The sequence below is a fragment of the Mesorhizobium sp. M0751 genome, from assembly GCF_040320265.1.
Classification (GTDB): domain Bacteria; phylum Pseudomonadota; class Alphaproteobacteria; order Rhizobiales; family Rhizobiaceae; genus Mesorhizobium.
The window spans coordinates 11,912-38,427 of record NZ_JAMYPH010000009.1 but is presented as its reverse complement, the minus strand read 5'-3'; the positions used below and the strand labels follow the sequence as shown (position 1 = coordinate 38,427).

Here is a 26,516-nt window from a genome sequence, read left to right as displayed (position 1 = left end):
AACGTGAGGCGTTAAAAGCGTGAATGGAGCAAGCACGATCGGCGATATCGCCATAGGCAACCGGAAGGTTTCGTTATTGAAGACCGCTCGCGGCTAATGCTCTCGAGCCCGTGTCTGATCCTTCCGGCCAGTCAATACGGGCGACGAAATCGTAAACCGGGCCGCCGGGTACTCCCCAATTGCTTGACCAGATCACCTGTGAACCGTCCGGGGACGGCGAGGCGTGGGTCTCACTCCAGTAGTCGAATGGAACGTTGTTCGTCTGCACAATGCGCCGGACCTCTCCGCTGCCGTCGATGCGCAACGCGATGACTTCCCGTGCATATGGCGCCCAAGCCGGATATTTCGATACTTCGTCCGGATTGCCCGAATAGCTAAGGAACACCCAACCGGGTCTGTCCAGCGACCTGAGCGACGCATGCTGTGCTTCACCATATCTCATGAGCGAGGTGACTTTCCCATCTGACAGCCTTCGCTTGATCACCTGGTATATGTCCGGATCGGACTTACTGATCCCCACATAGATTTCGCTGCCGTCGGCATCGACGGTCATGTCGCCATGGCCAGGCCGATGATGCTCAGTCCATTTCTGGCGCAGAACGCCGTCAACAGAAAAGATGAACGTCTGTTGAGTGTCGTCTTTCAGGTTCTGAATGCATAAGATGTTGACGCCAAGCGGCGAGATTGAGCAGGCGCCGTTGGCCCCGACAAGCTGTGCTAGATCGATTTCCGGAAATTTCCGCCGCTGTTTGAGATCGTAGGCAAAGACCACCGCTTTGCCGTCCCGGCGAACCGCGCGTACGGCAATACGGCTGCCGTCACGGCTTGGATTGCCTTTATATGGCCCGAACTGGAGCTTGCTGCCGTCAGTCGAAACAAACAGGACCTCCTCATGGTTGGTGCGTGGCGCCCAGGTCGAAATTTTCCGGCCGCCGACGCAGATCATCAGGTCGGGATCGCGAGGGTGCCATTCGCATTCGATCGATCGAACACGGCGAAAAAGCGGAGCGTAGGTGCGCCCATCCAGGAAGCATAAGCCGCCGCAGCCGTTGCTGATGACAAGAAGGCTCTGATCCGAATTCCAGGCCTGGGCGCTCGAATAGCGGTGGCTGCAATATTTGCTCCCGCATGCGATGCCGGCGCCGAGCATTCCGGGTTTGGTTATTCGGGTGAAAGTTGTGCCAAATGCCGCATCCTTCGCGGCGTGCAGGTAATCCGGCAGGTCCATGGCTACCGGCGCGACGAACTTTGTCGATGCGACGTCCTCTCCACTCACCGCCCCGCGGATGACTATCGATATCGCGCTGACAGCAGCTAACGTCAACGCCAAGGCAGTCTGGTAGCGAAAAAAGCGCATGTCATGTCAACTCGCGCGGTTTCTTCTCAATAATTCGATTTTCCGTCTTATTGGATATCTTCTTATCAACGCTTTAAGAACCGCATCTCTCTAAGCTTCAACTCTTTTAAATTTCGCCCGCGCCGCCCCGAACTTGTCGATTACTCCACGCGCTATCATTTCTGTGGCGGCTGTGAGCCCGTTCGAATCTAAACTTTCGACGCAAGTTGTTGGCACCGGAAACGATCCAAGTTGTTCCTCAATGAGATTAACGTGGTCAATATGATCAAGACTGCTCTGCAGATCGACTTCGAGTAACTTCTGAATGATACCGAGGTTACGCCGGCGTTCCTTCAGCCGAACCTCTAGAATTTCTCTTGGCGCCTGCAATCGGACAAGCAGGTCCGGTTTGGGTAGAAGCTCGAGCGCGCGCGACACCCTTTCACGATCCGTGATGCCGCTGAACAAAACCAGTGAACATACGAATTGCACCATACCCTGGTCAAAAATTGAGATCGTGTCATTGGACGCTATTGCCGCGCGCCAAGCTTGAAGAAGAGCTTCAAGATGCCAGTTCAGGCGAGCCGCCCACAGCTCATTCTTGGGTGGAAGAATCTTAAGCACTTCTGCACCGAGAGAACGCTGTCCGATCCACTTTGAATGCAAGCCGGAAACCAGTTTGAAGGCGGCCCTTCTAACCGGGTGTCGACGGTCACCGGTCTGCAAAACAACACAGTAGCCCTGAGCTCGCAAAACGTGCACCAGCTCGGACGCTAACGTCGTCTTACCAGCACCGGACGGCCCAAATAGCTCCAAGATCATCTTTTAATCCAGACTGAGGGAAGCCTACTGGCAGTGACGTCATGTCCATTTGCTGAAGCGAACGCCCATCTCTTCCTGGGATGTCTAGCCGACGAGCCAGGAATCCGCGCCATCCGTATGAATGACGGTGTGGTCACGTTGGGATATCGACGGACGCCAAAATCGTGAACGGAAGGATTGCGTTTCGGGTCACTACCCTTCCGGATTGCCTTCCGTCCGTTTACCGTTCCGTCTCCGACAGGGCTGTGCAGTAGCCCTATTCCCCGGCACACTTCCGCGAGGGCGCGGCAGTCATGAGTTCGCCATGTCTCATCCGTTCGAGGGATGCGAGACACCCAGCCTTCTGGAAACCTTCTCTGTGATGGACGCAGCCAACTGGCCGTTTATCCCCTCTATCGCCAATAGGGCAGCCTGGTCGGCTATCCAATAAACGTGTCGGACAAAATCTTCGATCTCATCTGCAGGAGAAATCGTATGAAAGCAGGCATATGAGCGAGAACCTCGAGCCACATCAGACGGCAGCGGCAAATACGGCTATACCTGCCAATTACAACGCCAAGGTCGCGGCAGTCGCGGCTTATGAGCTCCCGACAAAACAGAGATATCAAGATCCGAGTTTTGCGAGCTGGTACCTGAACGGCTATGCAGGCCGGTTGAAGCTGTCCACCGTTGCGTCATACGTCATTGCGCGACGGGAGCAACGCTGCATCGCCAAGGCGCTGGAGAGGTGCAGCCCGCCTCCATCTCAGGTGCTCGATATCCCATGCGGAACCGGGAAGCTGGCCGGCGTGCTGGGCCAGCATGATTGTCGGGTGCTGGCTGCAGACATTTCAATGGAAATGATGGCCTTGGCTAAGTCAGCATATGAAGGTCAATCCGGATTTCGGGGATTCATCCGATGTGACGTGACGCAGCTGCCGTTCGCCGACGAAAGCTTTGATACGGTGGTCTGTCTTCGCCTCATTCACCTTATCCCGCCACATCTCAGGCGCGACATTATCATTGAGCTCGCGCGCGTTGCCAGCCGTCGCCTGATCGTATCCTACGGCCTTGGCACCCGCCTCCAGAGAATACGGCTAAGGCTGCGGAAGATGATCACCGGAAGGATGTCGGCGCCTCATCCTGTCAATCTCACGGTTGCACGACAGGATTTCGCGGCGGCGGGGCTCAAGCTGGTACGCTCTTTTAGTGTCCTGCGGTTCCTGTCCTGCGAGCAGCTGTTCGTACTTGAGAAGGTAAAGGCTTGGCCCGCCGCCGGTTTGCAGTCTTCGCGTTAGCACTGGTATTGCGGATCAGGCCGCTGATGATTGTCAAAAGCTGAAACGGCTGCGGGAGGTAGCTGTGGAACCGGCAGGTAGGGCCATTCCGGCGCGCATGGCATCACTCGACCTGCTGCGCCTGGCTGCAGCCCTCGCGGTCGTACTCTATCATTATCTTTTCGGCGGCGCGATCGCCGGAAGTCTCGATGTGGAATATCCTGCCGCAGCACCTTACGCCATCTATGGCTATCTCGGCGTCAATCTGTTTTTCCTGATCAGCGGTTTCGTCATCGCGTGGTCGGCCGAAGGTCGAAGCTGGCAAGAATTCGCGGTCGCCCGCTTCGCCCGGCTTTACCCCGGATTCCTCGTCTGCATGACCGCGACGTTTGTTTTTCTCGTCGTCGCCAAAGACCAGCGTTTCCCGACTGATGTTGCAACCTATATAGCCAATCTTTCCATGTTCGCCCGCCTCTTCGGCAGACCATCCATGGATGGCGCCTATTGGTCGATCATGCTCGAGATCCTGTTCTACGGCTGGGTTGCGGTGCTGATCTTTGCAGGTGCCTTTCAGCGCTGGAAAATACCCATCGCTGCCATCTGGCTCGCAATTTCGGCAAGCAACGAGTTCTTCTTTGGAAACACGGTGATACGCATTCTCTTTATTACAAACTATGCGCCTTTGTTTGCCGCCGGCATCCTCGCGGAAGACATCGTTGCAAGGGGTCGTTCGCCGGCTGCGTTCTTGCTTCTTGCCGTCGCGTTCCTGGTGTCTTGCCAGACCATAATGTTCTCTCACAACTGGATGCAGGAGCACTTTGGCGCAGCCATTTCGTATCCTGCCCTCCTCGCTGCCAATTTAGTGGTCTACGGAGTCTTCGCTGGCGCGATACTGCTCCGCTCCATGATTGCTCCATCCAAGACCGTCATGATGCTCGGAGGGTTGACTTATCCGCTGTATCTTTTGCATCAGTACATTGGCTATGTTTCGCTTAACGCGCTGGCGCCGCATGTCGGGAAGGACGCCGCATTCGTCGCTGTATTGGCCGGGGTCCTTCTGGCCTCTTTTCTCGTCTGGCGCTTCATCGAGACGCCGGTACGCAAGCCGCTCGTCCGCGCCCTGATGTCCGGGATATGTCGCCTTGCACCAGCCTCGCAGCCAATCCGGCCAACCTCTTCCGCACGAACATCATGATCGCAAGCTCTCGGCGGGTGTCCCAGAAAGATTCGCGTTAATAGCGAAACACTGGAGCATCTGGGGCTTGGCACGGCTGTACGGCACACTGGATGCGTCCCGCTTCCGATTTCGTTGACGGCTAAGCCGATGCCCAGCACCCGGCATGACGAGGCCCTTCTTCAAGCTAGACCGGAGCTTCAAGAGCGGCGATGCGCGCCCCAGATAGCGCACGCCAGGTCCGACACATGGCGCGAGACTCTCTTGCGACCTGACACCCCATCGAAGGCTTATCGGCGAGAACGTCGCGATGTTTATCAACTTACGATCAAAGATTCTCACACCGCGTGCCGGTATGTGATTTGGCGCTAATATACGCTGTCTGTAGGTAGGGCGCAGTCGAAACAGAAAAAGGAATATTGGATGACCACTCTGCATTACACGTCAGGCGGATCAGGCACGGAAATTGCACAAGCCGGATTTAACCTGGCTGACGTTTCATCCGTTGACCAACTCAATGCGCTGCCGGACGGTATGAAAGGCTTGGTCTATCTGAACGAAACCGACGGCGTAACCCAATCGTTTATCGACAAGGTCACGCCCTTCATCGGCAATCCGAAGCTGTTCGGATTCTTCCTTGTCGACGAGCCGGATCCCACCGGCCAATGGGGCACTTATGCCTCTGCCGCAAATCTGAAGGCAGAATCCGACTGGATTCATTCCAATGTGCCGGACGGCAAGACCTACATCACGATGATGAGCTTGGGAACGTCGGCGAATCCGGATTTTTCGGGCACGTACAATCCCGCCAATACGGGTATCGATTACTACGGCGTGGATGTCTATCCCGTCCGCACGGATGGCGCGGTCGACTACAACATGATCGACAAATTCGTCGCCGCCGCTCAGGCGTCGGGCATCCCGACGAGCAAGATCGTTCCAGGCTACCAGACGTTTGGAGGCGGCGACTATAACACCGACATGGGTGGCAAATATGTCGTGCCCACCGCCGCCCAGATGGAAACCATGATGGACCACTGGGCCAAGCTGGTTCCGTCACCCGCCTTCGACTACGCATACGCCTGGGGTTCGCAGCGAGGCGACACCGCGCTTGAAAGCTCCCCGGAACTGCAGGCCGTTTTCCGGCAACACAATCTCAGCACTGCCGGGACTGCTCCTTCCGAAGCCGCGGCCACCGATCCCACTTCTACGGCGAGCATCCCTTCCGAGGCCACCACTGGCGGCAGCACCTCGACTGCCACCGCCCCTACCGAAGCCACCACCGGCGGCAACACCTCGACTGCCACCGCCCCGGCCGAGGCCACCACTGGCGGCAGCACCTCGACTGCGACCGCCCCTACCGAAGCCACCTCCAGCGGCAGCACCTCAACTGCCACAGCCCCGGCCGAGACTACCACCGGCGGCAGCACCTCGACTGCCACCGCCCCTTCCGATAGCAGTCATGGCAAGACCACGCTCTCGCATCTCCTCGCCGGCACCGGCAGTTCAACTGCTACCGCCGCCTCCGGCGCTACCGCCAGCGATGGCAGTCATAACAAGACCGCGCTGTCGCACCTCCTCGCCAGCGACGGCAGTTCGACTGCTACCGCCTCCGGCGCTACCACCAGCGATGGCAGTCATGGCAAGACCGCGCTGTCGCACCTCCTCGCCGGCGACGGCAGTTCGACTGCTACCGCCGCCTCCGGTGCCACCACCAGCGATGGCAGCCATGGCAAGACCGCGCTTTCGCAACTCCTCGCTGGCAATAGCAGTTCGACAGATACCGTCGCCTCCGCCGCCACCACCGCCGATGGCAGCCATGGCAAGACCGCGCTGTCGCACCTCCTCGCCACCGACGGCAGTTCGACTGACACCACCCACGATAATGCCGGCGACAAGGTAAGCGAGGGCAGCAGCGTTGACCGCATATTGGCCTCGTTGAGCCATTCTCTTTCGGCCGGCTCGGAACTTCTCCCGACCAACGATCCATCCGACAAGACGGCAACCAGCCTGATCCGCCACGGGTTCGCGCAAACCGTCCAGCCCGATGAAAGTGTCGGCGCCCAGGCGAAAAACGCTGCCGCCGCCGAGGTCATGTCTAGCCACGGAGGCAACGATGCCTTCGATTTCAGCAAGCTTCAGGACAAGCTCCACCTCGACCAAGCCGCGCCTACCGAGCTTAAGTCGGGCGGGCTTTCATTGCATACTTCCCCTGCTGGTACGGCCACCGATGATAATGGTTCCCACCACATCATCTTTGACAGCTCGACCGGGTCGCTCTCTCTCGACAGCGACGCGGTCGGCGGTGCAGCTCAAGCGCAGCTCGCCACCCATCTCCCGTTGCAGCATCACTCTTTGATCTGAAAACCAGAGCGGCGGACCTTCAACTCGAGCGTGTCCGCCGCTCCGTCCTTGTTCAATTGCGCCACGGAAGCTTGATCAAGGAAAGATGCGATATCGGCTGACATCCGACAGATCGAAGTTGGCCGGCATATCGCCAATGAATTTCGGCGCCGCCACATCCTAAGCGGTCTCGGCAATTTTCAGCACGGCGTCGATCTCGGCCATCACCGCTGCCGGCAGCGGCCCTTTTTCCAGCGCACCGAGATTGTCCGCGACCTGCTCGGGCCGCGTGAAGCCGGGAACCGGCAGGGCGATTGCCGACTTGGCAAGGATCCAGCCGAGCGCGCCCTGCGCAAGCGTGCGCCCGCCCGAGGTGAGCAGGTCGCGGATTGCCGAGAGCCTTGACAGATAGTGCGGGTTGGCGGCGCCATCCCTGAAAAACACCATCCATTCGGCATTCCCGCCGCGGACGTCGTCGGTGGGCAGCCTCATGGCCGGCGTGTATTTGCCAGTGAGCAGCCCCATCGCCAGCGGCAGGCGGCTGAACGAGACGAGGTTCTCGCGCGCCGCAACGGCCATCAGCTCGTTCGCCGGGGTAAACACATTGAAGTCGTTCTCCACGGCGACGAACCCCTCGCGCGGCGCGTAGGCGGCAAGCCGTTCGGGGTGATCGGTGCTCCAGCCGAAGCCGCCGATCTTGCCCACCTGGCGCAACAGGCCGAGCGTATCGAACACCTCGCCGGCGCGCTCGATCGGATACTCGTTGATATGTAGCAGCACTACGTCGACACAATCGCGCTGCAGGCGCTGCCGCGAATTGTCGATCGATGTCCGGATCGCCGCGGCAGAGGCATCCTCGGGTGCGATCTTGCGCGTTTGGGGATCACCGAAATAGCCGACCTTGGTGACGATGACGGCTTCGTCCTTATTCTTCAACGCCCGCCCGAGGATCAGTTCGGCATTGCCGGCGCCATAGGCGGCAGCCGTGTCGAACACCCGCGCGCCGATGTCATAGGCCATCGCCAGCCCGGCTTGCGACCTGATATCGTCGACCTCGCCATAGACTGTCGCCGTGTCGCGCCAGCGCGCGGCACCACCGGCCGCCCAGGTGCCGATGCCGATGCGCGGTACCGAGCGGCCATCCCAAAGCTCCATCATCTGCATGCCCGCTTCCTCAACGACACAAGCAGGCACGGCGGGCACGCTCGCGGATCTCTTCGCGAGAAATGCCGGCATCCGCCAATGTGCTGTCCGGAACCTGCCTCAGGCTCGCAAGAGTCTGGCGATAGGCAATCCAGCGTTCGAAACGGTATCGAAGTTCATCCAACATGATCGTCTCCTTTGGCCCGCAGAATGCCCGCGCGCCTGGAGTTGGTCGAAAGCGCAAAACATCTGCGCCAATCGCATGCGCGATCGACGGGCTGCGCTCGCTTCTTGGCCAGCCGAGGCGCTTGTCCCGCCAGGCAGGATTGTCCAACGCCTCCAACGCCTGCATACTTGTGCTTGATGCCTGCTTCGCGCTACAGCCACGGTCGCAAGGAGTTTTTCATTTCTGCAAAATGGATATCGGCTGGGACGATCTGAGGTTGTTTCTCGACGTTGCGCGGCTGGGTGGCTTGAGCGCAGCGACGGGAACCACGCGCCTCAGCGCAGCCACCCTTGGACGACGCGTCACCGCGCTCGAAAAGCAGATCGGCGAACCTCTGTTCGTGCGCCAGCAGACCGGCTACCGGCTGACCCCGGTCGGCGAGGAACTGCTGCGGCGCGCCGAAGACGTCGAGGCGGCAATGCAGTCGCTGACGCGCTGGCGCGAGGGAAACCTGCCCGACCGCATTGTCCGCGTCTCGGCCGGGCCATGGACCTCGGCGTTCGTTTCCGCTCATATCGGCGAGATCTGGACGGTCGATGACGGCATAAGGGTAGAGCTTGTCACCACCACCGACCGGGTCGACATCGGCCGCCGTGCCGCCGACATCGGCATCCGAAGCGAGCGCCCGACCGAGCAGTGGCTGGCCGGCCGTCAGAGCGGCAAGGTCGCCCACGCCATTTATTCCGGACGCCACCTGATCAACGGCATCGCCGCCGGTTTGTTCGTCGGCGTCACCGGCGAAGGCGCCAACATTGCTTCCGCGCGCTGGCTGCAAGCCCATCACGGCGACCGCATCGCCGTACGCGGCAACAATACCCATTCGGTGCGCGAACTGGTGGCCGCCGGCGCCGGCCTTTCGGTCTTTCCGTGCTTCGTCGGTGACAGCGATCCGCGTCTGGTTCGCGTTGCTCAGCCTATCCCCGAACTCGAAAGCGACCAATGGATCGTCACCCATCACGAAGAACGCCACGCCCCGCCGGTGCGGAAAATCGCCGACCGGATTGCCGCCTTGATGCGGGCGCACCAGCCGCTGTTTCGCGGCGAGACGCCGATCCGGTAAGCCTCAGGCGTCGATCGGCCGCCGGCGAATCAAGAATCAGACACTTCGGTGGGCCCGACGATGTGCCGCTGCCGTTGAGGGCGCCGCAGTGCGGCGCTGCTCGTCGAGATCCTTGTCTTGGGTGGAGAGATCGGTATAGCCGATCAGCACTGGGCCGCCTATCCGGTTACTCGTCCTTCTACCGGCTCATAGCCGTATGCTTCACCCTTACGCACCACGCGGCCGATGCCCGGCCAGCCAAGGTGCGCGCCGGCGATCCACGTCCCTGCCTCGGCCGCGTCACTGAAAACCTTTAGGCGGGTTGTGCGCGCGGTCAGCTGATCGTCGTCATAGCCCCAACTGAACGCGGGATTGCCGAACTGCAAGGCCGGCACATGAACGATGTCCCCGAAGAATAGGAAACGGTCCTCGTCCGTGTCGAACGCGTAGCCGGTATGACCGGCAGCATGAACGGGCAGTGCGACCGCCCTCAATCGCGCACCCACCTTGTCGCCATTCTGGATGGGCTTCAGCAGGGGCCGGAACTGCGCAAGATGCGCGTAAGCGAAAAAGCTCTGCACGGCCGCTTCGGGAATAATGATCGCCTTCAAGTTTGGAAAGAGCACTCGGCCGTCGGGGGTCAAAAGTCCGTGCACATGATCCTGATGGGCGTGGGTGAGCGCCAAGACCGTGATCGAAGCCGGGTCGATCGTGGCTTCCGCCATGGCCTGCTCAAGACGCCCCACTGACGGGGCCCAGCCCCCTCCTCCGCTGTCGATCAGAACGCCGTCAACGCCTGGACCTGCGAGCGCGAAGCAATTGACAGACAGGCGAAGCGCCCCTGCCTGCACGGTTTGCGGCACCGGATTATCCTGCCGGTCCCGCAGAAGGTCCGCCGGCATCTCGATGTAACCGTCCGAGAGCGACCAGACGCGCCACCTTCCCGACGTGCTGCCGAGCACATTGTTGGTTTGCGATGTCACGATCATAAGGCCACCTGCCGCAAACGAAAATGGAGGATAGGTTCGATTGTCACTATTTGGCTCTCTGCATACTCTGCGCAAAAGCGTGGGGAAAATCGATGAAGATCAATGCGGAAAGCACCCGATCTCGATAGGCTATCGGAAGATGATCGTTGACGGATCTGCTAGCTTCGCGACGATGCCAGCTCTTGTTGCATGCCCATGTAGATTCCTCCCTTCGTAAGCTCGTCAATCATCTGATTTATGCGCTTTCGGCGTGTTTCCGGGTGAAGGGCGCGCGATCCAGTGCAAGTAATCATTGCGCTGATAGGGAGGCCGTTGCTTGAAAGCAGGCATCAGATTTGCGGCCTCGAGCTCTGTACGCAAACTGTCGGGCATTTTAGCCAACGGACGTTTCAGCAACTCACGTCTCCGCCATCCTGATGCTGGAATAGATCACAAGTCAGCCGTCGCGCCTGCGAGACCGCAGCCGGCCTGGCGACAGCCCTTTAAATCGGGTCACGACGCGATTCATATGGGCCTGGTGCGTGAAACCCGCATGCTGAGCAATCTCGGCCAGCGGCAGATCGCTGTTTTCCAAAAGCTCGACCGCGCGATCAACGCGGCGGCGCAAAATGAATTGATGTACCGGCAATTGGGTCGCCTCGCGAAAGGCGGCGGTGAAGGCGCGTCGTGGCATTCCCGCGATTCCGGCAAGATGGTCGATCGACACCCCCTTTTCCAGATCGCCGTCAATCGCAGCGAGGACCCGGTCGAACCGCTGCGAGGTTAAGACCGGAGACTTCTGCTGCCGCTGGCGTGCATGCCCGAGACGGAGCAGGTTCGCGAAAACCAGGCCCAGCGTCCATTCGCGGACGATGGCGTTGGCTGGCGCGTCGCCTTCGAGGCGTCGGCACAACTCGGCCACCAGCGAATCGCGTATCGGTCGATCGGTCAGGATCACCAGATCGTCGAGGGTCCCGGCTGCGGATACCAGGAGCCTTGAAGCCAGCGCGGAGTCAACGGTGATCATCGTCAGCTCTCGCGGCTCCTCGATCTTGAACCGCGTGGCACGCTCGGGAAGGCTGAGCAGCAGGTCGCCGGGGCGGGTGAAGACGCGCCGCAGCCCGCGGCCAAGATCGATCTCTGCATAGGATGAACCACTGCGGATCACACGCAGCTGAACGACTCCGGCCGGCGCATGGCGATAGTCGCCGGCAGGAAAGAACAATCTCTTTGCACTTGCGGCGGTCACCATCGTTGTACCGGGCGTCCGGACGCAAGTTCCTCCAGGACTTCGATGATCGATCGCCGCATCCTCGATCCTTGACGCCTACACTTTTGCCCGTTTGGCCGGCCCACCAGGCGCATCACTTGCCAAGGCGGTCAGTTCACCAATCCGGGGCACAAAGATGTTGTGCAGTGTCTGGGTCATAATGGTCATTTCACGCTGAATTTGCAGTTCCTGTGCGGCGGGAAACAATGTGTGCTGCAAGAAGAGTTCCAGGCCTGCCTTGTCGTCCCATATCTCGATGATGCGATAGCCATCGTCGGTGGCATGCGCGAGGTGCTGGTAGATGCCGCCAGCGGGCCGTTTCTCCACGCCGATCCGAGCGAGGATGCGGCTATAATCTTCGGCCGTCAGGCCGGCAATATCAAGTGTCGTCACCACGGCCATGGTTCATCCTCGCTGCTGATTGTGGTTGTTTGAAATGAAGTTCTTGGACGACCCCGGCTCCTACTGGGCCGATGTCGTTTGGCATCGCCGTCCTGACGGCGAGTTTGACTCCCGAACTTCACCGACAGGAGCGGTCTTTGGTCCTCAGCCACCGAGCGCCTCGATGACAAGACGGGCGGTCGCCGCTCCGGAGAAGTTCTGCTGGCCGGTGATCAAATTGCCGTCGCGCACGGCAAAATCGCGCCACAGCCCGGCCTGAATATAGTTCGCGCCGAGCGCACGCATCTCATCCTCGATCCGCCATGGCATCAAATGCGTACCGTGCGGCAGCGCGCCCATCTCCCAGACGGCATTGTCGGCGAAGTCCTCCTCGACATTGGCGAACCCCGTAACAGTGCGGCCTTTGGCCAGCAGCTCGCCGGTTGAGAGGCGCGCGTAGCGCAGCAGCGCGACGCCGTGACACAAGGCGGCCGCGACCTTGTCGGCCGCGAAAAAGGCGACGAACAGCCGCTGCAACTCAGTTGCGCCTTCGAAGGTGAACATCGGCGCCTGGCCGCCAGCGACGACGATCGCGTCGAACGCGTCGACCGACAGCTCTGCGATGGGCCGGGTCGTCTCCACCAGCGCCGCCAGTTTCGGCGTCGACAGGAAACCGAGCGAGATCAGATCCGTATCCGAATAGCCGGACGGATCGCGTGGGTCGCTCAACGCATCCGCCTCGCATTTGCCGCCCTCAGGCGAGAAGATCGCGACTTCGTATCCGCGCTCCGTGAAGGCGAGCCAGGGATGAGTTAACTCGCTCCACCAAAACCCGACCGGCCAGCCTGTGGTGGTTGACACAGCCGGGTTTGAAAGGACCATCGCGACGCGTTTGGGATGCAGCGGGTCGAGCGGGTTGGGATCGCGTACGCTCATCGCGCCATCTCGACTGGTTCGCCAAGATTTGCCCAAATCGTCTTGTATTGGGTGTAGCTTTCCCACGCCTCGCGGCCCTGCTCGCGGCCATAGCCGCTCATCTTGAAGCCTCCGAACGGCGCATTAGGATGGTATTTGTGCCAGCAGTTCAGCCACACCGTGCCTGCCTTGATCCGGTCGGCGAGCCGCAAGGCGCGGCCAAGATCGCCGGTCTGGATGCCCGAGGCGAGCCCGTAGCTCGTGTCGTTTGCGATCCGGATCGCGTCCTCCTCGCTGTCGAATGGAATCACCGGCAGGACGGGGCCGAAAATCTCTTCGCGCGATATCCTTAGGTCGTTGGTCGCATCGGCGAAGATGGTCGGCTCGATGAAGAGGCCCTTGCCGTTGATCTGGCAGGTGCCGCCGCCCGCCGTCAGTCGCGCGGTGCGCTTGCCCTCTTCGACATAGCTCAAGACCTTGTCATACTCGCCGCGCGCCGCGATCGGCCCGATCATCGTCGCAGGGTCCAGCGGATCGCCGAGCGTCGCCGACTTGGCCATGGCGCTCAGCTTCTCGACGACCTCGTCATAGCAGGCGCGTTCGACCAGCAGGCGCGATCCGGCGACGCAGACTTCGCCCTTGTTCCAGAAGATGCCCCAGAAGGCTGCCTGTATCGCGGCATCGATATCGGCATCGGCGAAAACGATATTGGGACTCTTGCCGCCGAGCTCCATGGTCAGGTGTTTCATCGTCCCGGCACCGTTGCGCATGATGCCCTGGCCGACGGCGGTCGACCCGGTAAAGGCGATCTTGTCGACGCGGGCATCGTTGACCAGCGCGTCGCCGATGGTGCCGCCCGGGCCGGTGACGAGATTGTAGACGCCCGGCGGGACGCCCGCGTCGAGGATGACTTGCGCCAAGGCGAGGGCCGTCAGGGGCGTGTCGGTCGCAGGCTTGTGAACGACCGTGTTACCCGCCGCGAGTGCCGGCGCGATCTTCGAACAGGACAGCGCGAGGGGAAAATTGAACGGGGTGATCGCAGCGACCACGCCAAGCGGCTCGCGTCGCGTCAGGATCCTGATATTTGGTTCGTAGCTTGTACGATAGGCGCCGTCCATCGCGCTCATGGCGAGCCCGCCATGAAAGCGGAACAGTCCTGAGCAGTGCGGCATGATGATATCGCGGAAATCGCGATAGGGCATACCCATATCCATCGCCTCGCGCACCGCGAAATCCTCGGCCCGCTCGTCCATCAGATCGCCGATGCGAAACAGGATCTTGGCGCGCTCCTCATGATGCATCCGCGCCCAGGGTCCTTGCTCGAAAGCCCGCTGCGCGGCCGCGATGGCATCGCTCGTGTCGGTGACGTCCGCCTTCGCAATATCGGTGATAGCCGCCTCCGTGGTCGGATCAAAAGTCGTCGAAGTCTCGCCACTGACGGCATCGCGCCATTGGCCATCGATCAGCAGACGTCCTACTGGAATCGCCTTGCGCCGCGCGGGTAGATAATCAGTCATGAACCGGTTCCGTCCTGTCGAATGAGATTGAAGGAAATTGTCGGCCCCATCCCGCGCCGATAAGCGAGCTGGACCAATAGCAGCATCATCGGCTCGATCAGGCGCGAGGCCGTGAGATCGCCGACATCGACCGGCATTGTCGGTAGATCGGCGAGAAGCCGGCAAACCGCCGCCTTGGCATCAGCGTCATTGCCGGCGACATAGCTCGTCACCGGATCGCCGTTGAGACGCGGATCATCCCTGTCAAGCAATTCGGCAAAGGTCGGAATGCACTTGACGACAAGCGCGCCCCGCGCGCGCCTCTGAACCTCCTCGCCTACCGACGTAGTAGTGCCTAGCAGCATCGTGGAAAGGTCAGGCGCGACTGCGTTGGTATTGTCCCAGACGATCTTGCCCGACAAATCGCCAAGCGCGTTCATCGCCAACTCGAGAGCCGGCCATGGCGTCGCCAGGGCAATTACGTCGGCCCATCTCGCTACTTCGTCAGGGGCACCGAAGCCAACATGGAGGGTTGCCGCGATTGCGCGCAACTTGCCTTCGTCACGACTGAAGCTGAGGCGAATTTCGTGCCCGGCGAGGCCAAGACGTTTCGCCAAGGCCTTCCCGAGCGAGCCTGGTCCGATGATCGCAACTTTCACAACTGCCTCCCGACACGCGATCGGGCTTGCCTAGCATCATTGCAGTCGCGCTTATTTCACGAATTGCCCTTGCACGATCGGGCGCACTCGTCACATGGGTCGGCGCCAATTGGCATCCGGATCCGCCGCGCGCTCACGCCCTCCCCGAACGTGTCCCTACTGGGCGTGTATGTGGGCCACCATAGAGGATGGTGCCACCAGCGGAGGTCCCCAGGGCACAAGGCTCACATTGGTGACGCTAGATTTTCTTTGCCTAATCCGTCGGCGTTGCGATGACTTTTGTGGCATCAGCATAACGCGATTGCCTGCAAATCCGGGGAAAGGCCGCCTCAGGACGGCTTTCCGGACTGGCACGCCCCTTGCTTCGTCGTTCACGTGCAGAGCGTCTAGGGTTCCGGCCGTGTCGATTACGGTGCTGGTCCAAGAGACGCGACCGCTTGAGATGCATTGAGGCATCCGGCGGAACACGGCGGGCCAAAATCCCGGGAGAACCCCTGCACGGGTTTGCTGGCGCGAACCTCTCCCGGATGCGCGCTCCGTGAACCCCCAACAGACGTCCGGACGCAATCCGGATCGCAAACAGGGGTACGCAATGCTTCGCAAACTGGCTGCAATCATCCTAGCCGCATCACTCAGCCTTCCCTCCATATCGGCCGCGGAAGCGGCGCCCAAGAAAGACTTCAAGATTTGCTGGTCGATCTATGTCGGATGGATGCCGTGGGGCTATCTTTCCGACAGCGGCATCATGAAGAAGTGGGCCGACAAATACGGCATCAATGTCGAAATCACCCGCATCAACGACTACGTCGAGAGCATCAACCAGTACACCGCCGGCGGCTTTGACGGCTGTTCGATGACCAACATGGATGCGCTTTCGATTCCGGCCGGCGGCGGTGTCGACACCACGGCCCTGATCGTCGGCGATTTCTCCAACGGCAACGACGCCGTCATCCTCAAGAACAAGGCCGCGCTCAAGGATATTGCCGGCCAGAAGGTCAATCTCGTCGAGCTCTCCGTCTCGCATTATCTGCTGGCGCGCGCACTGGAGACGGTCGGGCTCGCCGAGAAGGACATCACTGTGGTCAACACCTCCGATGCCGACATGGTCGCCGCCTACGGCACCAGCGATGTCACCTCCGTCGTCACCTGGAATCCGCTGGTCTCGGAAATCGCCGCCATGCCGGGCGCCCACAAGGTATTCGATTCGACTGAGATTCCCGGCGAGATCATCGACATGATGGTCGTCAACACCGCGACGCTGAAGGACAATCCGGCCTTGGGCAAGGCGCTTGTCGGTGCATGGTATGAAGCCATGGCGCTGATGACCTCGGGCACGCCCGAAGGCAAGGCGGCCAAGGAAGAGATGGCCAAGGCGTCGGGGACGGATCTTACCGGTTTCGACGCTCAGCTAGGATCAACGGCGATGTTCTTCGAGCCGGCCAAGGCGGTCGCATTCACCAACGGCGCCGAACTGCCGAAGACCATGGATCTGGTGCGTAACTTCCTGTTCAGCCACGGCATTCTTGGTACCAACGCGCCGAGCGTCGACGTGATCGGCATGAGCTTCCCCGATGGCTCGACGCTGGGTGACGTCAACAACGTCAAGCTGCGCTTCGATCCGGCCTTTATGGCAGAGGCGGCGGGCGGAACGCTCTGACACGGGAGCGCGACATGCTAGCCAGAGGAACCGGCATCGTGCAGGCCGCAATAGGCCCCGAGGTCGCGCGCCTGCAACTTAGCAGGCCGAAAGCGCGGCTTCGCCTCATCAACGCGACGGTCTCGCGCGGCGGAGCGTTGCTGCTTGGGACGCTGCCGTTTGCCGCCGTGGCGATTGCCTATCTCTTCGCTTCCGCGCAAAGGCTGGCGGTCAATCCCAGCGACAAGCTGCTGCCCTCCCCTGCACAGATGTGGTCGGCCTTTTCAGACCTGGCGACAGTGCCGGACAAGCGCTCCGGCGACCTGATCCTATGGGCCGACACCTATGCCAGCCTGATTAGGCTGTTCGCCGGCGTCGGCGTGGCCACGCTGGTGGCGCTCAGCCTCGGCGTCGCCATAGGTTTCATTCCTCGCGTCAGGGCCTTTCTGCTGCCCTTGGTCACAGTTGTCTGCGTCATCCCGCCACTGGCGCTGCTCCCGATCCTGTTCATTGCGCTCGGCCTCGGCGAAACGGCCAAGATCACCTTGATCGCTCTCGGCGTCGCACCGGTCATGGTGCGCGACATCGCCAACCGGGTGATGGAATTGCCGCCGGAGCTCGTCGCCAAGGCACAGACGCTCGGCGGCAACAGCTGGACCACGGTGCTCAGGCTGGTGCTGCCACAGGTCATGCCGCGCCTCATCACTTGCGTACGGCTGGCGCTTGGGCCGGCCTGGCTGTTCCTGATCGCGGCAGAAGCCATCGCCTCCACCGAGGGGCTCGGCTACCGCATCTTCCTCGTTCGTCGCTACCTGTCGATGGACGTCATCCTGCCTTACGTCGCCTGGATCACGCTGCTTGCGGTGATGACCGACTGGCTGCTCGTGCGGCTCTCTCACATCATCTCGCCCTGGGCGCATCCGGTGCGGAGCAGATGAGCCGGATCCTCGTCCATGGGCTGGAGAAGAGCTACGGCGACGCCCGTGTGCTGGAACGGGTCAACGTCTCCGCCGAAGCGGGTGAATTCCTGTCGCTGGTTGGCGCCAGCGGTTGTGGAAAATCGACATTCCTGCGCATCCTGCTTGGCCAGGAACAGCAAAGCGGCGGCGTGGTCGTCGTCGGCGACCAGCCGATCGTGCCGGAGCCGACGCCGCAGCGCGGCATCGTCTTCCAGCGCTATTCCGTGTTTCCGCATCTGACCGCGCTGCAGAACTTGCTGCTGGTCGAGGACTTGCGTTCGGGCGGACCGTTCGGCCGCGTCTTCGGCGCCAGGCGCAAAAGCGCCAGGCAAGAAGCCGAAACCATGCTGGAACGGGTCGGGCTTGCCCATGCGCGCGACCTCTATCCGGCTTCGCTGTCGGGTGGCATGCAGCAACGGCTGGCGATCGCGCAGACCTTGCTCGGGCGGCCGCGGATCCTGCTTCTCGACGAGCCGTTCGGCGCGCTCGATCCCGGCATCCGTGCCGAGATGCATGAGCTGCTCACCGAGCTATGGACCGAGCACGGCATGACCGTGGTCATGGTCACCCACGATATCGGCGAGGCATTCAAGCTCGGCACCCGCGTGCTGGTCTTCGACAAGGTGCGCCACGACCCCCAGTTCCCCTCCGCCTATGGCGCGACGATCACCTACGATCTGAAGCTCGACCGCAAGCACCGGGCTTCCACACGAGACGTGGCCGAAGTGGCCGCGATGGTTGGGACGACCCGACTGGATAGCGCAATCGCGACGACGGCGTCGTGAAGGAGGTTTTCATGCACAGAGATAGTCCAGAACGTCGGCATCGCCGCGCCGGGCTCACCGACCGCCAGCCGCGCCAACGCTTCCATCATCCGAACTTCGAGATCCGCGACATGCAGGGCTGGAAGTCGATCGAGGCGGAAGGAAAGCTGCCCGAGGATGGCTGGCGCAAGGAACAGAAATGGGCACTCGACATGGGCCTGCCCGGATCGGATTCGATCATCGACAAGTCGATCCCGACATTCGCGCGAGGCGAGTTGCCGCATTTCGCCGGCATCAACACCTTCCTCAAGGCGCCCTATGTCGAGAACGTCCGCGATGTCGGCAGATATGACGCTGCCGTCATGGGCATTCCTTTCGACAGCGGCACCACCTATCGGCCCGGAACCCGCTTCGGGCCGCAAGGCATGCGCCGCATCTCGGCGCTCTACACGCCTTACAATTACGAGCTCGGTGTCGACCTGCGCGAGCAGATGACGCTTTGCGATGCCGGCGACGTCTTCACCATTCCCGCCAATCTCGAAAAGAGCTTCGACCAGATCACCAAGGGCGTCAGCCATGTCGCCTCGTCCGGCGCGCTGCCGATCATGCTCGGTGGCGACCATTCGATCGGGTTTCCGTGCGTGCGCGGCATCGCCGACGTGACCTCCAAGCGCATCGGCATCATCCATTTCGACCGCCACATCGACATTCAGGAAAAGGATCTCGACGAACGTATGCACACGACGCCCTGGTACTGGGCAACCAACCTGCCGAACGTCTCGGCCACCAATCTGGTGCAACTCGGCATCGGCGGCTGGCAGGTGCCCCGCTACGGCGTCGCAGAGGCGCGGAAGCGCGGCACCAACGTGCTGACGATTTCCGATATCGAACAGATGGGGCTGGAGAAGGCGGCGGAGATCGCGCTCGAGCTCGCATGGAAGGACACCGACGCCGTATACATCTCCTTCGATGTCGACAGCATCGATTGCGGTTTCGTGCCGGGTACGGGCTGGCCGGAGCCCGGCGGCTTCCTGCCGCGCGAGGCACTGAAGCTGCTCGGGCTGGTGTCGGCGCCCGGCATCTGCGGACTGGAAGTGGTCGAGGTGTCGCCGCCCTACGACACGTCAGACATCACGGCGCTGTTTGGCGTGCGGGTGGTCGTCGAGGCGCTCGGCTCGATGGTCGCGCACGGCAATCTCGGCAAGCACAAATCCATCATCGACAAGCCGACGAGCTTTTGACCATGCACGATGATCATCATCACCACGACCATAACCATGGCGACGGTCACCATGACAGGCCGAACGGTCATCATCACCATCCGCACCCCGTCGGCCACAACGGGCCGGCCGGCAAGCCGTTGCAATGGCAGACACCGCATCTGCCGCACCACCATGCGCCCGAACCCGCCGACACGCGGGCGACGGATCTCGATCTCGTCGAGATCGCGTTTCTCGAAGGGTTTTCGCGGGCGCCAGACCCCTCCAGTTTCCTGCGCCTCGCCGGGATTCCGTTCGTCGGCGAGACCGCCGACGGCGTACGGCTGCATCTTCTGCGCGTCGAGACGCAGGACATGGTCGATGTCGGCGCCGTCATGCCGCTGATCGGCGGCGCCGGCGTCACCTATCACCCGCTGCCCGCGAAACTGACGTCGCGTCGGCGCCGCCTGGCCTTCGTCTACCACAACGGCAAGGCACAAACGCCCCTCGACTTCGGCGAGGCGCGGCTTCTAGCCGACAGGTCCGGCGCCGCACAATTCACCATGCCAGGGGCCGGACAATGAGCACCGGCCTTGAACCGATCGCACCTCTATCAAACAGGTCAGGAACCATGAACAAAACGCATTCATTCTTCGGCAGACTCGCCTTGGCAGCCGCCACAACTTTCATCCCCTCATTGGCCTTCGCCCACAGCGGCGGTTTTCATGCTCATGGGTTTGTAGACGGCCTTCAGCACCCGCTGGCCGGTATGGACCACCTGCTTGCCATGATGGCTGTAGGCATCATTGCCGCTCGCGCCGGTGGCAATGGGATCATCATCGTCCCGTCGTGCTTTGTCTCGGCGATGGTCGCTGGCGCCCTGCTCGGAATCGCCGGCATCGGCCTGCCCTCACTGGAAGCGGGCATAGCGCTATCGCTGGTAGTCTTCGGCGCCATGATGATGCTTGCCAAGCCGTTTCCGCTCGCTGTGGCTGCGTCGCTGACTGCCCTTTTCGCCCTCTTCCACGGCAATGTCCATGGCCTCGAAATTCCCGAGACGACCAGCGGCATCGCTTACGCGGTTGGCTTCGTGGTCGCTACTTCGGCTCTTCACGCGACCGGCGCGTTGGCCGCCCTGACACTTCGGCGCTGGCCGGGCGCCATCCGCACGGCAGGAGTCGGCACGTCGGTGGTCGGTATGGCGTTGGCGGCACAGATCATCTGACCCGCAGGTATCTGCGATGAACAGGAAGCGAAGGCATGATCAAGCGTCTGACCGTCTGGCTGCGCATCCGAAACATGCTATACCAGATCCTGAAGACCCGGTCTGAGCGACTCTGATCGCATCCGGGGACTGAGGCTATGCAGCTTGCCGTACGCCTCGCGCGTACTGAGCGGTCCGCCGCGGGTCGCGACTAGGACGCAGCCGGCCGATCTGGACAGCGCCGGTCGGCCGCGTGCATCGATACGCGCGTGTCGCTCACGGACGAACTCGGATGATCGTCTTCCCCGAGCGTCGCTCGGTCGGGTTGAAGGCGGAAACGGCATCATCGAGGGTCGAGATGTTGCCGATGTTCGTCCGCAGTCGTCCGTCCCGCACCCGCTGGACGATTTCACTCAGTTGAGCACGATCGGACTCGACAACGAAGTCGACTGCCAGGCCATTGGCGGGCTGCGCGTCGGGCGGCCCGACGACGGTCACCAGTGTTCCTCCGGCTCGAACCAGGCCCGCGGATCGCTTCTGTATGTCGCCGCCGATGACATCGAACACCAGATCGACGCCGCCGACATCTTCCAGGGCGTCGTTCTCGAGGTCGACGAACTCGTTCGCGCCGAAGTCGAGCGCCTTCTGGCGGTCGGCAGCGCGTCCAGTGCCAATGACATAGGCGCCGGCCTCTCGTGCGAGTTGCGTCACCATCGACCCGACTGCGCCGGCCGCACCATGCGCGAGCACGCTCTGCCCGGCCTGAGGGCGGCCATGGTCGAACAGACCCTGCCACGCAGTCAGGCCCGAGATCGGCAAACTGGCGCCTACCGTGAAGTCGACGTCGCCCGGCAGTGGCGCGAGGTTACGTGCCTCCATGGCTACATACTCCGCCAGGGTGCCGTCGCGATACCAATCGGCGAGGCCGAATACCCGCTGGCCCACGGACAGTCCTGTCGTCCCGTAGCCGAGGGCGGTGATCACGCCGGCCAGCTCGTGCCCGGGGATCGATGGCGTCCGGTCACGGTCGAGGCGATCGGTCCAGGTCGATGGCCACGCCAACTCAGTCGGGACGAATCCTGACGCATGAACCTGAACGACGACGTCGTTTATCGCTGCCTGCGGCTCGGGCCGCTCGGCCAGCTTCATCCCGGCCGTTCCCGCGGCCTGATCCGTCACAACGATTGCCTTCATCGGAATTGTCTCCTCGGTCATTTGTCACGTGGCGATGGCCGGTAGATATGTCCGGCTCTGGTCGTGAAACAGGACCAAGATTAGCGGAAATGATGGTACCATTGCGCCATGGCTGCTGTGCCCATCCATCTCGACCGCGCCGCAAGGACGCCGCTGGCGACGCAGATCTACCGGGCGGTCCGGGACGCCATCGAGACGGGGCGGCTAGACGCGGGAGCAAAGCTTCCTTCCTGGCGTGACATGGCCGCTCAGCTCGGCGTCTCGCGCGGCACCGTACGCGTCGCCTACCAGCGCCTCATCGACGAGCAGTTCGCGGTCGGCGCCGGCGCGGCGGGCACCCGCGTCGCCGAGAGCCCGTCGCCTTGGTCGGCGCCCTTGTGGTCGCCAGACGTGCCGCCCCTGCCGGAGCTGTTCCATACTTATGGAACGCCGCCCCTGCCCTTCCAGATGGGCGTGCCCTCGCAAGACGCCTTTCCGTTTCAAGCTGTGGTCGCGCGTCTTCGCGCGAGCGGCGCGGCGGGCGGCGGCCGCGCCGCTCAGCTATCCCGATCCCCGGGGCGATCCGCAGCTGCGAAAGGAGATCGCGGCCTATGTCGGGATCGCGCGGGGTCTTCGGTGCAGTCCCGCCCAGGTGTTCATCGCGGCAGGCTATTCCGGGGCGATCGGTCTGGCGGTGCGCGCTCTGCAGGTCGAGGGATCGCGAGCCTTGATCGAGGACCCGAGCTTCCCGATCACACGCAAAGCGCTCGACCTGGCCGGCATCACCGTGACGGCCGTTCCGGTCGACCCCGAAGGCCTGGATGTCGCTTCCGGCGTCCGGAGCGCTCAGGACGCAGCGCTGGCGATCGTCACGCCAGGGCAACATGCGCCGCTCGGGATGACGATGTCGCTGCCCCGCAGGCTTGCGTTGCTCGCTTGGGCTCGGCGGAGCGACGCCTGGATCATCGAGGACGATTATCTGAGCGAGCTGCAGCTGACCGGCCGGGCGGCTCCAGCGCTCGCTTCGCTCGATCACGGTGGACGGGTCGTGCATATTGGCAACTTCAGCAAGACGATCAGCCCGGTTCTGCGCCTCGGGTTTGTCGTTGCGCCCATCGAACTGACTGGCCGGTTCGGTGACGTATGCGCCTGCCTGGCGCCGGCTCCGGCCCTGGCGCTCCAAGGCGCGGTGGCCGAGTTCGTGCGCGAGGGGCACTATATTCGGCATCTGCGGCGCATGAAGCGCCTCTACGCGTCTCGGCGGCAAGCCCTGCTTGAGGGCCTCGCGCAGGTCGGGTCGGAGTCGCTGAAAGTCGAAGCCACCGCTGGCTTGGCCGTTATTGTCTCGATAACCGCCTCTCTGTCGGGCGTGGAGATCGCCCGCCGCGCCCGCTCGTTCGGCTTGGCTCCGTCGCCCCTCTCTCAATGGTGCGTCCGATCACCCCCGTGGCAGGGGCTCCTGCTCGGCGTGACCAACTTGGATACGCGTCGGCTTACACAGTATTGCCGACAGCTCGCGGAAGCGGCGCAATAGCGCCACTAGCGTTCAGCGCCAAGAGGAAGCTTCAGACCCATCGCGATCGAGCTTTTGATCTCAACGCGCCTCTTGGCGCCTACGGTCCATTCCACTTCGGTTGCAGCGAGTCCTCGGTAGCCCACCATAAATCAACAAAATCAATTCCATGGATGAAGGTTCGCCAGTTATGACATGGCTAACCGAGGTAAAATTTTTCTAAGTCGTTGATAAATAATGACAATGGTGGGCCCGGAGGGTATTCAGAAAGCCATAAAAATCAATTGGTAAGAGATCAGTGGGACTTCAGAGCATTCAAATCTTTTCCAATATTTTTCAATGTTGTTGTCCCACTCAGAAGTGCCTCAGTCCACCAAGCCGACGCGCTGAACGCCTCACTCGGAAGGGAGGTTTGCGCAAGGTGAAAGGAAGATCGCGTCGGTGTGCAGCCTTCCTGAGAAAGGTCGCGGTAGAGCCAACTGCTGACGCTCAGCGCGAAGACATCAATGTCCTGTTATGGGGCCGTCAGAGGACCGGCCGCTTCTCGCGCCCAGAAAGCGATAGCAGACATGCAATAGGTGGTACAAAAGTCTCTAGTGTGACCCTTTCGAGACATTTGCGTGCGGCATTTGCGTCTCGAAAGCGGTTCTTCAGTGCTACCAGCACCAACGACCGTCTGCGGTCGTTCAGAACACGGGTTACCGTCTCTAAACCGGATATTGGACCGGGCAGCCGCCGGAAATTGATCGAATGGAGGTGATCGCCTGTCAGGAGGCGTTCAAAAACGACCTACGACCGCGATCTTCATCGCGGCCGTTTTCATGGTGTCATTCCCGGCTATGCTGACAAGTTCTTTATGATCGGCAGCTTGCGGATCGTCTTGCCCGTCGCCGCCCGTAGCGCGTTGGCGACGGCCGGGCCGATCGGCGGCACACCGGGCTCGCCAACGCCCGTGGGCGGCTCGTCGGACGGCATAATGTGCACCTCGACGCGCGGCATCTGCTCGATCCTGAGCGGCGTATAGGTGTCGTAGTTCTCTTGGTCTATGACACCGCCCGTCAGGGTCAGCTCCTCCTGGAGGATCGCGCCTAGCCCGAAGCCGATACCGCCCTCCATCTGAGCGCGGATCTGGTCAGGATTTATCGCGGTGCCGCAATCTACCGCGCAGACGACGCGGTCGACTTTGAAATCATTTGCATCGTTGAAGGTGATCTCCACCACCTCGGCGACATAGGTCGAGAGGCTTTCATGCAGGGCCACGCCGCGGAAACGGCCTTCCGGCAGAGGCTTGTCCCAGCCTGCCTTCTCAGCAGCCAATTTCAGCACGCCGGCATGCCGTGGATGGTGACCGAGCATCGACAAGCGGAAATCGACCGGATCACGGTTCGCAGCGGCGGCGAGCTCATCAATCAGGGTTTCCATTGCGTAAGCGGTGTGGGTGGAGCCTACCGAACGCCACCACAGCACTGGGATGTTCACGTCCGTCGTGGTCAGCTCGACCTTCAGGTTCGGGATCGCATAGGGCAGGTTGGTGGCGCCCTCCACGGAGGTCGGATCGATGCCGTTCTCGATCATCGCCGCAAAGGGCGAACCGCCCGCGATCGATTGGCCCACGATGTGGTCATGGAGAGCGACGACATTGCCTTCCTTGTCGAGCCCCGCCTTGACTGCGTGCACATAGACCGGCCGGTACCGCCCACCCCGCATGTCGTTCTCGCGGGTCCACTGCACCTTCACTGGCTTGCCGGGTCCCAGTGCACGCGCTGTGGAAACAGCTTCGATAATGAGATCTGCGTCCGAGACCGCTCGGCGGCCGAAGCTGCCGCCGGTCTTCATCACGTGCAGCCTCACCTTGTCCGGCGTGGTGCCGCCTACTTGAGCGGCAGCCGCCTGATAAAGATCGGGCATCTGGTGTCCGCCCCAGACGTCGATGGTGCCGTCTTCGTTGATTCGGGCGGCCGCGTTGAGTGGCTCGATCGAAGCATGGACAAGATAGGGGAATTCGTAGTGCCCTTGGATGACTTTCTCAGCACTGGCCAACGCTGCGGGAGTGTTACCGTCGTCGCGCGCGGTGGCCGCGCCCGGATCGTCTGCTGCCTTAGTGTATTCGGCCATGATCTCGGCCGTGCCGCGCCTTTCGGCCTTCTCTTCGTTCCAGGTCACCTCCACGAGATCGCGGCCCTTGAGCGCCGTCCACATGTCCCTGCCGACCACGGCAATGCCGCGCGGCGTCTGGACGACATCGACAATGCCGTCGAGTGCCTTGGCCTTGGAGGCGTCGAAGCTCTCGATCTCAGCGCCGAACTTCGGCGGATGGATCATAACGGCCGTATTGAGTCCATCTATCTTGAGGTCGATCGTGTAGGTCTGCGCGCCATTGGTCTTGCCGGCGGAATCGTAGCGCTTGAGGCTGTCCGATCCGATCTGGGCCCACTTGTCGCGCGGCTTTAGCGGCACGTCGTCGGGAACCGGCATTCCCGCTGCGGCTTTAGCCAGGTCACCGAAGCGCGCCTGCATCCCTGAGGCGTGCGACACGACCCCGGAAGCGACTGTGATCTCGCCGGCTGGCACGTCCCACCGCTGCGCCGCGGCCGCCACCAGCATGGCCCGTGCGGCAGCACCCGCCTTGCGGTAGCGCTCCCACGACGAGCTCATCGACGTGGAGCCACCGGTTCCCTGCGCGGCCCCGCCCCAGGCGAGATTGCCGTAGAGCGCGGTATTGCCATATCCGCCGACCACGTGGACCTGCGCCCAGGCGCCGTCGAGCTCTTCCATAACCAGGGTGGCGATGCCGAAATAGGAGCCTTGTCCCATCTCGAACTGCGACGAGTGGATGACGATTCGGTTCTCCGGTGTGATCTCGACATAGGTCTGGAAGGGGTTCGCCTGGACCGCTGCAGGCGTCGTTTGTGCGTTGGCGGGCGCGGCCATCATTAGCCGGTAGCCCACGGCGAAGCCCGCGGTGGTGACGGCCGTGCCGAGGAGGAACTGGCGCCGCGTGGGCCCCACGGCATTATGCTTCGGGAGAAACTGCAACATG

General features: G+C 61.8%; 23 protein-coding genes, 1 pseudogene and 1 riboswitch. Of the genes and pseudogenes, 12 read left to right on the top strand and 12 right to left on the bottom strand.

Going from position 1 to position 26,516, the window contains the following annotated elements:
* Nucleotides 1–73: 73 nt before the first annotated feature.
* Together NKI19_RS15785 and NKI19_RS15780 are read right to left on the bottom strand one after the other, a co-directional pair.
* Complete coding sequence (locus NKI19_RS15785) at nt 74–1,357, bottom strand: hypothetical protein (protein WP_352489795.1); 1,284 nt, start codon at nt 1,355–1,357, stop codon at nt 74–76.
* Nucleotides 1,358–1,447: 90 nt separating this feature from the next.
* Nucleotides 1,448–2,158, bottom strand: a complete 711-nt coding sequence (locus tag NKI19_RS15780) for an AAA family ATPase (RefSeq protein WP_352565403.1) — start codon at nt 2,156–2,158, stop codon at nt 1,448–1,450.
* A gap of 488 nt (nt 2,159–2,646) precedes the next feature.
* On the opposite strand from NKI19_RS15780, the gene NKI19_RS15775 reads away from it, so the two are divergent.
* From NKI19_RS15775 to NKI19_RS15765, 3 genes are all read left to right on the top strand, one after another.
* Nucleotides 2,647–3,435 (top strand): class I SAM-dependent methyltransferase, encoded by a 789-nt coding sequence (locus tag NKI19_RS15775; protein ID WP_352489793.1) that lies wholly within the window; start codon nt 2,647–2,649, stop codon nt 3,433–3,435.
* A gap of 97 nt (nt 3,436–3,532) precedes the next feature.
* Nucleotides 3,533–4,609 carry an acyltransferase family protein gene (locus NKI19_RS15770; RefSeq protein ID WP_352489792.1) on the top strand — a complete coding sequence of 359 codons (1,077 nt, stop codon included), beginning with the start codon at nt 3,533–3,535 and terminating at the stop codon, nt 4,607–4,609.
* A gap of 402 nt (nt 4,610–5,011) precedes the next feature.
* Nucleotides 5,012–6,952, top strand: a complete 1,941-nt coding sequence (locus NKI19_RS15765; protein ID WP_352489791.1) for a calcium-binding protein — start codon at nt 5,012–5,014, stop codon at nt 6,950–6,952.
* 159 nt (nt 6,953–7,111) lie between these two features.
* Here NKI19_RS15765 and NKI19_RS15760 read toward each other — a convergent pair whose 3' ends face one another.
* Nucleotides 7,112–8,095 carry an aldo/keto reductase gene (locus NKI19_RS15760; RefSeq protein WP_352489790.1) on the bottom strand — a complete coding sequence of 328 codons (984 nt, stop codon included), beginning with the start codon at nt 8,093–8,095 and terminating at the stop codon, nt 7,112–7,114.
* Nucleotides 8,096–8,105: 10 nt separating this feature from the next.
* Nucleotides 8,106–8,261, bottom strand: coding sequence for a YjiS-like domain-containing protein (locus tag NKI19_RS15755; RefSeq protein WP_352951170.1), 156 nt, complete (start codon nt 8,259–8,261; stop codon nt 8,106–8,108).
* Between the two features lie 229 nt (nt 8,262–8,490).
* Here NKI19_RS15755 and NKI19_RS15750 point away from each other — a divergent pair, with 229 nt between their 5' ends.
* Nucleotides 8,491–9,360, top strand: a complete 870-nt coding sequence (locus NKI19_RS15750) for a LysR family transcriptional regulator (RefSeq protein ID WP_352565405.1) — start codon at nt 8,491–8,493, stop codon at nt 9,358–9,360.
* A gap of 158 nt (nt 9,361–9,518) precedes the next feature.
* On the opposite strand, the gene NKI19_RS15745 is transcribed toward NKI19_RS15750, so the two are convergent.
* The 6 genes from NKI19_RS15745 to NKI19_RS15720 all read right to left on the bottom strand — a co-directional run bounded on the left by NKI19_RS15745 (nt 9,519) and on the right by NKI19_RS15720 (nt 15,028).
* Complete coding sequence (locus NKI19_RS15745) at nt 9,519–10,328, bottom strand: MBL fold metallo-hydrolase (RefSeq protein ID WP_352489787.1); 810 nt, start codon at nt 10,326–10,328, stop codon at nt 9,519–9,521.
* Nucleotides 10,329–10,764: 436 nt separating this feature from the next.
* The gene (locus NKI19_RS15740; protein ID WP_352489786.1) at nt 10,765–11,559 is read right to left on the bottom strand and encodes a helix-turn-helix domain-containing protein; all 795 of its coding nucleotides are present in this window, start codon (nt 11,557–11,559) and stop codon (nt 10,765–10,767) included.
* Between the two features lie 75 nt (nt 11,560–11,634).
* Entirely contained in the window at nt 11,635–11,979 is a 345-nt protein-coding gene (locus tag NKI19_RS15735; protein ID WP_352489785.1) for a hypothetical protein, read from the bottom strand.
* Between the two features lie 144 nt (nt 11,980–12,123).
* On the bottom strand, nt 12,124–12,894 hold the full coding sequence (locus tag NKI19_RS15730; RefSeq protein ID WP_352489784.1) for a type 1 glutamine amidotransferase domain-containing protein: 771 nt from the start codon (nt 12,892–12,894) through the stop codon (nt 12,124–12,126).
* Nucleotides 12,891–14,390: an aldehyde dehydrogenase family protein gene (locus NKI19_RS15725; RefSeq protein WP_352489783.1), complete on the bottom strand. Its 1,500-nt coding sequence runs from the start codon at nt 14,388–14,390 to the stop codon at nt 12,891–12,893. The genes NKI19_RS15730 and NKI19_RS15725 overlap by 4 nt, the downstream gene beginning before the upstream one ends.
* Nucleotides 14,387–15,028 (bottom strand): NADPH-dependent F420 reductase, encoded by a 642-nt coding sequence (locus tag NKI19_RS15720; protein ID WP_352489782.1) that lies wholly within the window; start codon nt 15,026–15,028, stop codon nt 14,387–14,389. The genes NKI19_RS15725 and NKI19_RS15720 overlap by 4 nt, the downstream gene beginning before the upstream one ends.
* 375 nt (nt 15,029–15,403) lie before the next feature.
* A riboswitch (guanidine-I (ykkC/yxkD leader) is annotated at nt 15,404–15,519 on the top strand.
* A gap of 101 nt (nt 15,520–15,620) precedes the next feature.
* Here NKI19_RS15720 and NKI19_RS15715 point away from each other — a divergent pair.
* The 6 genes from NKI19_RS15715 to NKI19_RS15690 are packed head-to-tail and all read left to right on the top strand — an operon-like array spanning nt 15,621 to nt 20,811.
* The gene (locus NKI19_RS15715) at nt 15,621–16,685 is read left to right on the top strand and encodes a putative urea ABC transporter substrate-binding protein (RefSeq protein ID WP_352489781.1); all 1,065 of its coding nucleotides are present in this window, start codon (nt 15,621–15,623) and stop codon (nt 16,683–16,685) included.
* A gap of 14 nt (nt 16,686–16,699) precedes the next feature.
* Nucleotides 16,700–17,602: an ABC transporter permease gene (locus NKI19_RS15710; RefSeq protein WP_352489780.1), complete on the top strand. Its 903-nt coding sequence runs from the start codon at nt 16,700–16,702 to the stop codon at nt 17,600–17,602.
* A complete protein-coding gene (locus NKI19_RS15705; RefSeq protein WP_352489779.1) occupies nt 17,599–18,408 on the top strand; it encodes an ATP-binding cassette domain-containing protein in 810 nt (269 codons plus the stop codon). Before NKI19_RS15710 ends, NKI19_RS15705 begins: the two co-directional genes overlap by 4 nt.
* Before the next feature lie 11 nt (nt 18,409–18,419).
* Entirely contained in the window at nt 18,420–19,628 is a 1,209-nt protein-coding gene (locus NKI19_RS15700; RefSeq protein ID WP_352489778.1) for an agmatinase family protein, read from the top strand.
* Between the two features lie 2 nt (nt 19,629–19,630).
* The gene (locus tag NKI19_RS15695) at nt 19,631–20,170 is read left to right on the top strand and encodes a hypothetical protein (protein ID WP_352489777.1); all 540 of its coding nucleotides are present in this window, start codon (nt 19,631–19,633) and stop codon (nt 20,168–20,170) included.
* Nucleotides 20,171–20,217: 47 nt separating this feature from the next.
* Nucleotides 20,218–20,811, top strand: coding sequence for a HupE/UreJ family protein (locus NKI19_RS15690; RefSeq protein WP_352489776.1), 594 nt, complete (start codon nt 20,218–20,220; stop codon nt 20,809–20,811).
* A gap of 255 nt (nt 20,812–21,066) precedes the next feature.
* On the opposite strand, the gene NKI19_RS15685 is transcribed toward NKI19_RS15690, so the two are convergent.
* Nucleotides 21,067–21,984 (bottom strand): NADP-dependent oxidoreductase, encoded by a 918-nt coding sequence (locus tag NKI19_RS15685; RefSeq protein ID WP_352565407.1) that lies wholly within the window; start codon nt 21,982–21,984, stop codon nt 21,067–21,069.
* Between the two features lie 108 nt (nt 21,985–22,092).
* Here NKI19_RS15685 and NKI19_RS15680 point away from each other — a divergent pair.
* Together NKI19_RS15680 and NKI19_RS15675 are read left to right on the top strand one after the other, a co-directional pair.
* Nucleotides 22,093–22,269 (top strand): annotated as a pseudogene (locus tag NKI19_RS15680) (GntR family transcriptional regulator); the annotation flags it as partial.
* 136 nt (nt 22,270–22,405) lie between these two features.
* A complete protein-coding gene (locus tag NKI19_RS15675) occupies nt 22,406–23,497 on the top strand; it encodes an aminotransferase-like domain-containing protein (protein WP_352489774.1) in 1,092 nt (363 codons plus the stop codon).
* Nucleotides 23,498–24,313: 816 nt separating this feature from the next.
* Here the strand turns inward: NKI19_RS15675 and NKI19_RS15670 are convergent.
* Entirely contained in the window at nt 24,314–26,515 is a 2,202-nt protein-coding gene (locus NKI19_RS15670) for a xanthine dehydrogenase family protein molybdopterin-binding subunit (protein WP_352474459.1), read from the bottom strand.
* Nucleotide 26,516 lies beyond the last annotated feature (1 nt).

What these genes read in the sequence shown, in the direction of transcription:
- NKI19_RS15785 (WP_352489795.1), bottom strand. Translation starts at nt 1,357, where the DNA reads ATGCGCTTTTTTCGCTACCAGACTGCCTTGGCGTTGACGTTAGCTGCT.
- NKI19_RS15780 (WP_352565403.1), bottom strand. Translation starts at nt 2,158, where the DNA reads ATGATCTTGGAGCTATTTGGGCCGTCCGGTGCTGGTAAGACGACGTTA.
- NKI19_RS15775 (WP_352489793.1), top strand. Translation starts at nt 2,647, where the DNA reads ATGAGCGAGAACCTCGAGCCACATCAGACGGCAGCGGCAAATACGGCT.
- NKI19_RS15770 (WP_352489792.1), top strand. Translation starts at nt 3,533, where the DNA reads ATGGCATCACTCGACCTGCTGCGCCTGGCTGCAGCCCTCGCGGTCGTA.
- NKI19_RS15765 (WP_352489791.1), top strand. Translation starts at nt 5,012, where the DNA reads ATGACCACTCTGCATTACACGTCAGGCGGATCAGGCACGGAAATTGCA.
- NKI19_RS15760 (WP_352489790.1), bottom strand. Translation starts at nt 8,095, where the DNA reads ATGCAGATGATGGAGCTTTGGGATGGCCGCTCGGTACCGCGCATCGGC.
- NKI19_RS15755 (WP_352951170.1), bottom strand. Translation starts at nt 8,261, where the DNA reads ATGTTGGATGAACTTCGATACCGTTTCGAACGCTGGATTGCCTATCGC.
- NKI19_RS15750 (WP_352565405.1), top strand. Translation starts at nt 8,491, where the DNA reads ATGGATATCGGCTGGGACGATCTGAGGTTGTTTCTCGACGTTGCGCGG.
- NKI19_RS15745 (WP_352489787.1), bottom strand. Translation starts at nt 10,328, where the DNA reads ATGATCGTGACATCGCAAACCAACAATGTGCTCGGCAGCACGTCGGGA.
- NKI19_RS15740 (WP_352489786.1), bottom strand. Translation starts at nt 11,559, where the DNA reads ATGGTGACCGCCGCAAGTGCAAAGAGATTGTTCTTTCCTGCCGGCGAC.
- NKI19_RS15735 (WP_352489785.1), bottom strand. Translation starts at nt 11,979, where the DNA reads ATGGCCGTGGTGACGACACTTGATATTGCCGGCCTGACGGCCGAAGAT.
- NKI19_RS15730 (WP_352489784.1), bottom strand. Translation starts at nt 12,894, where the DNA reads ATGAGCGTACGCGATCCCAACCCGCTCGACCCGCTGCATCCCAAACGC.
- NKI19_RS15725 (WP_352489783.1), bottom strand. Translation starts at nt 14,390, where the DNA reads ATGACTGATTATCTACCCGCGCGGCGCAAGGCGATTCCAGTAGGACGT.
- NKI19_RS15715 (WP_352489781.1), top strand. Translation starts at nt 15,621, where the DNA reads ATGCTTCGCAAACTGGCTGCAATCATCCTAGCCGCATCACTCAGCCTT.
- NKI19_RS15710 (WP_352489780.1), top strand. Translation starts at nt 16,700, where the DNA reads ATGCTAGCCAGAGGAACCGGCATCGTGCAGGCCGCAATAGGCCCCGAG.
- NKI19_RS15705 (WP_352489779.1), top strand. Translation starts at nt 17,599, where the DNA reads ATGAGCCGGATCCTCGTCCATGGGCTGGAGAAGAGCTACGGCGACGCC.
- NKI19_RS15700 (WP_352489778.1), top strand. Translation starts at nt 18,420, where the DNA reads ATGCACAGAGATAGTCCAGAACGTCGGCATCGCCGCGCCGGGCTCACC.
- NKI19_RS15695 (WP_352489777.1), top strand. Translation starts at nt 19,631, where the DNA reads ATGCACGATGATCATCATCACCACGACCATAACCATGGCGACGGTCAC.
- NKI19_RS15690 (WP_352489776.1), top strand. Translation starts at nt 20,218, where the DNA reads ATGAACAAAACGCATTCATTCTTCGGCAGACTCGCCTTGGCAGCCGCC.
- NKI19_RS15685 (WP_352565407.1), bottom strand. Translation starts at nt 21,984, where the DNA reads ATGAAGGCAATCGTTGTGACGGATCAGGCCGCGGGAACGGCCGGGATG.
- NKI19_RS15675 (WP_352489774.1), top strand. Translation starts at nt 22,406, where the DNA reads ATGGAACGCCGCCCCTGCCCTTCCAGATGGGCGTGCCCTCGCAAGACG.
- NKI19_RS15670 (WP_352474459.1), bottom strand. Translation starts at nt 26,515, where the DNA reads ATGTTGCAGTTTCTCCCGAAGCATAATGCCGTGGGGCCCACGCGGCGC.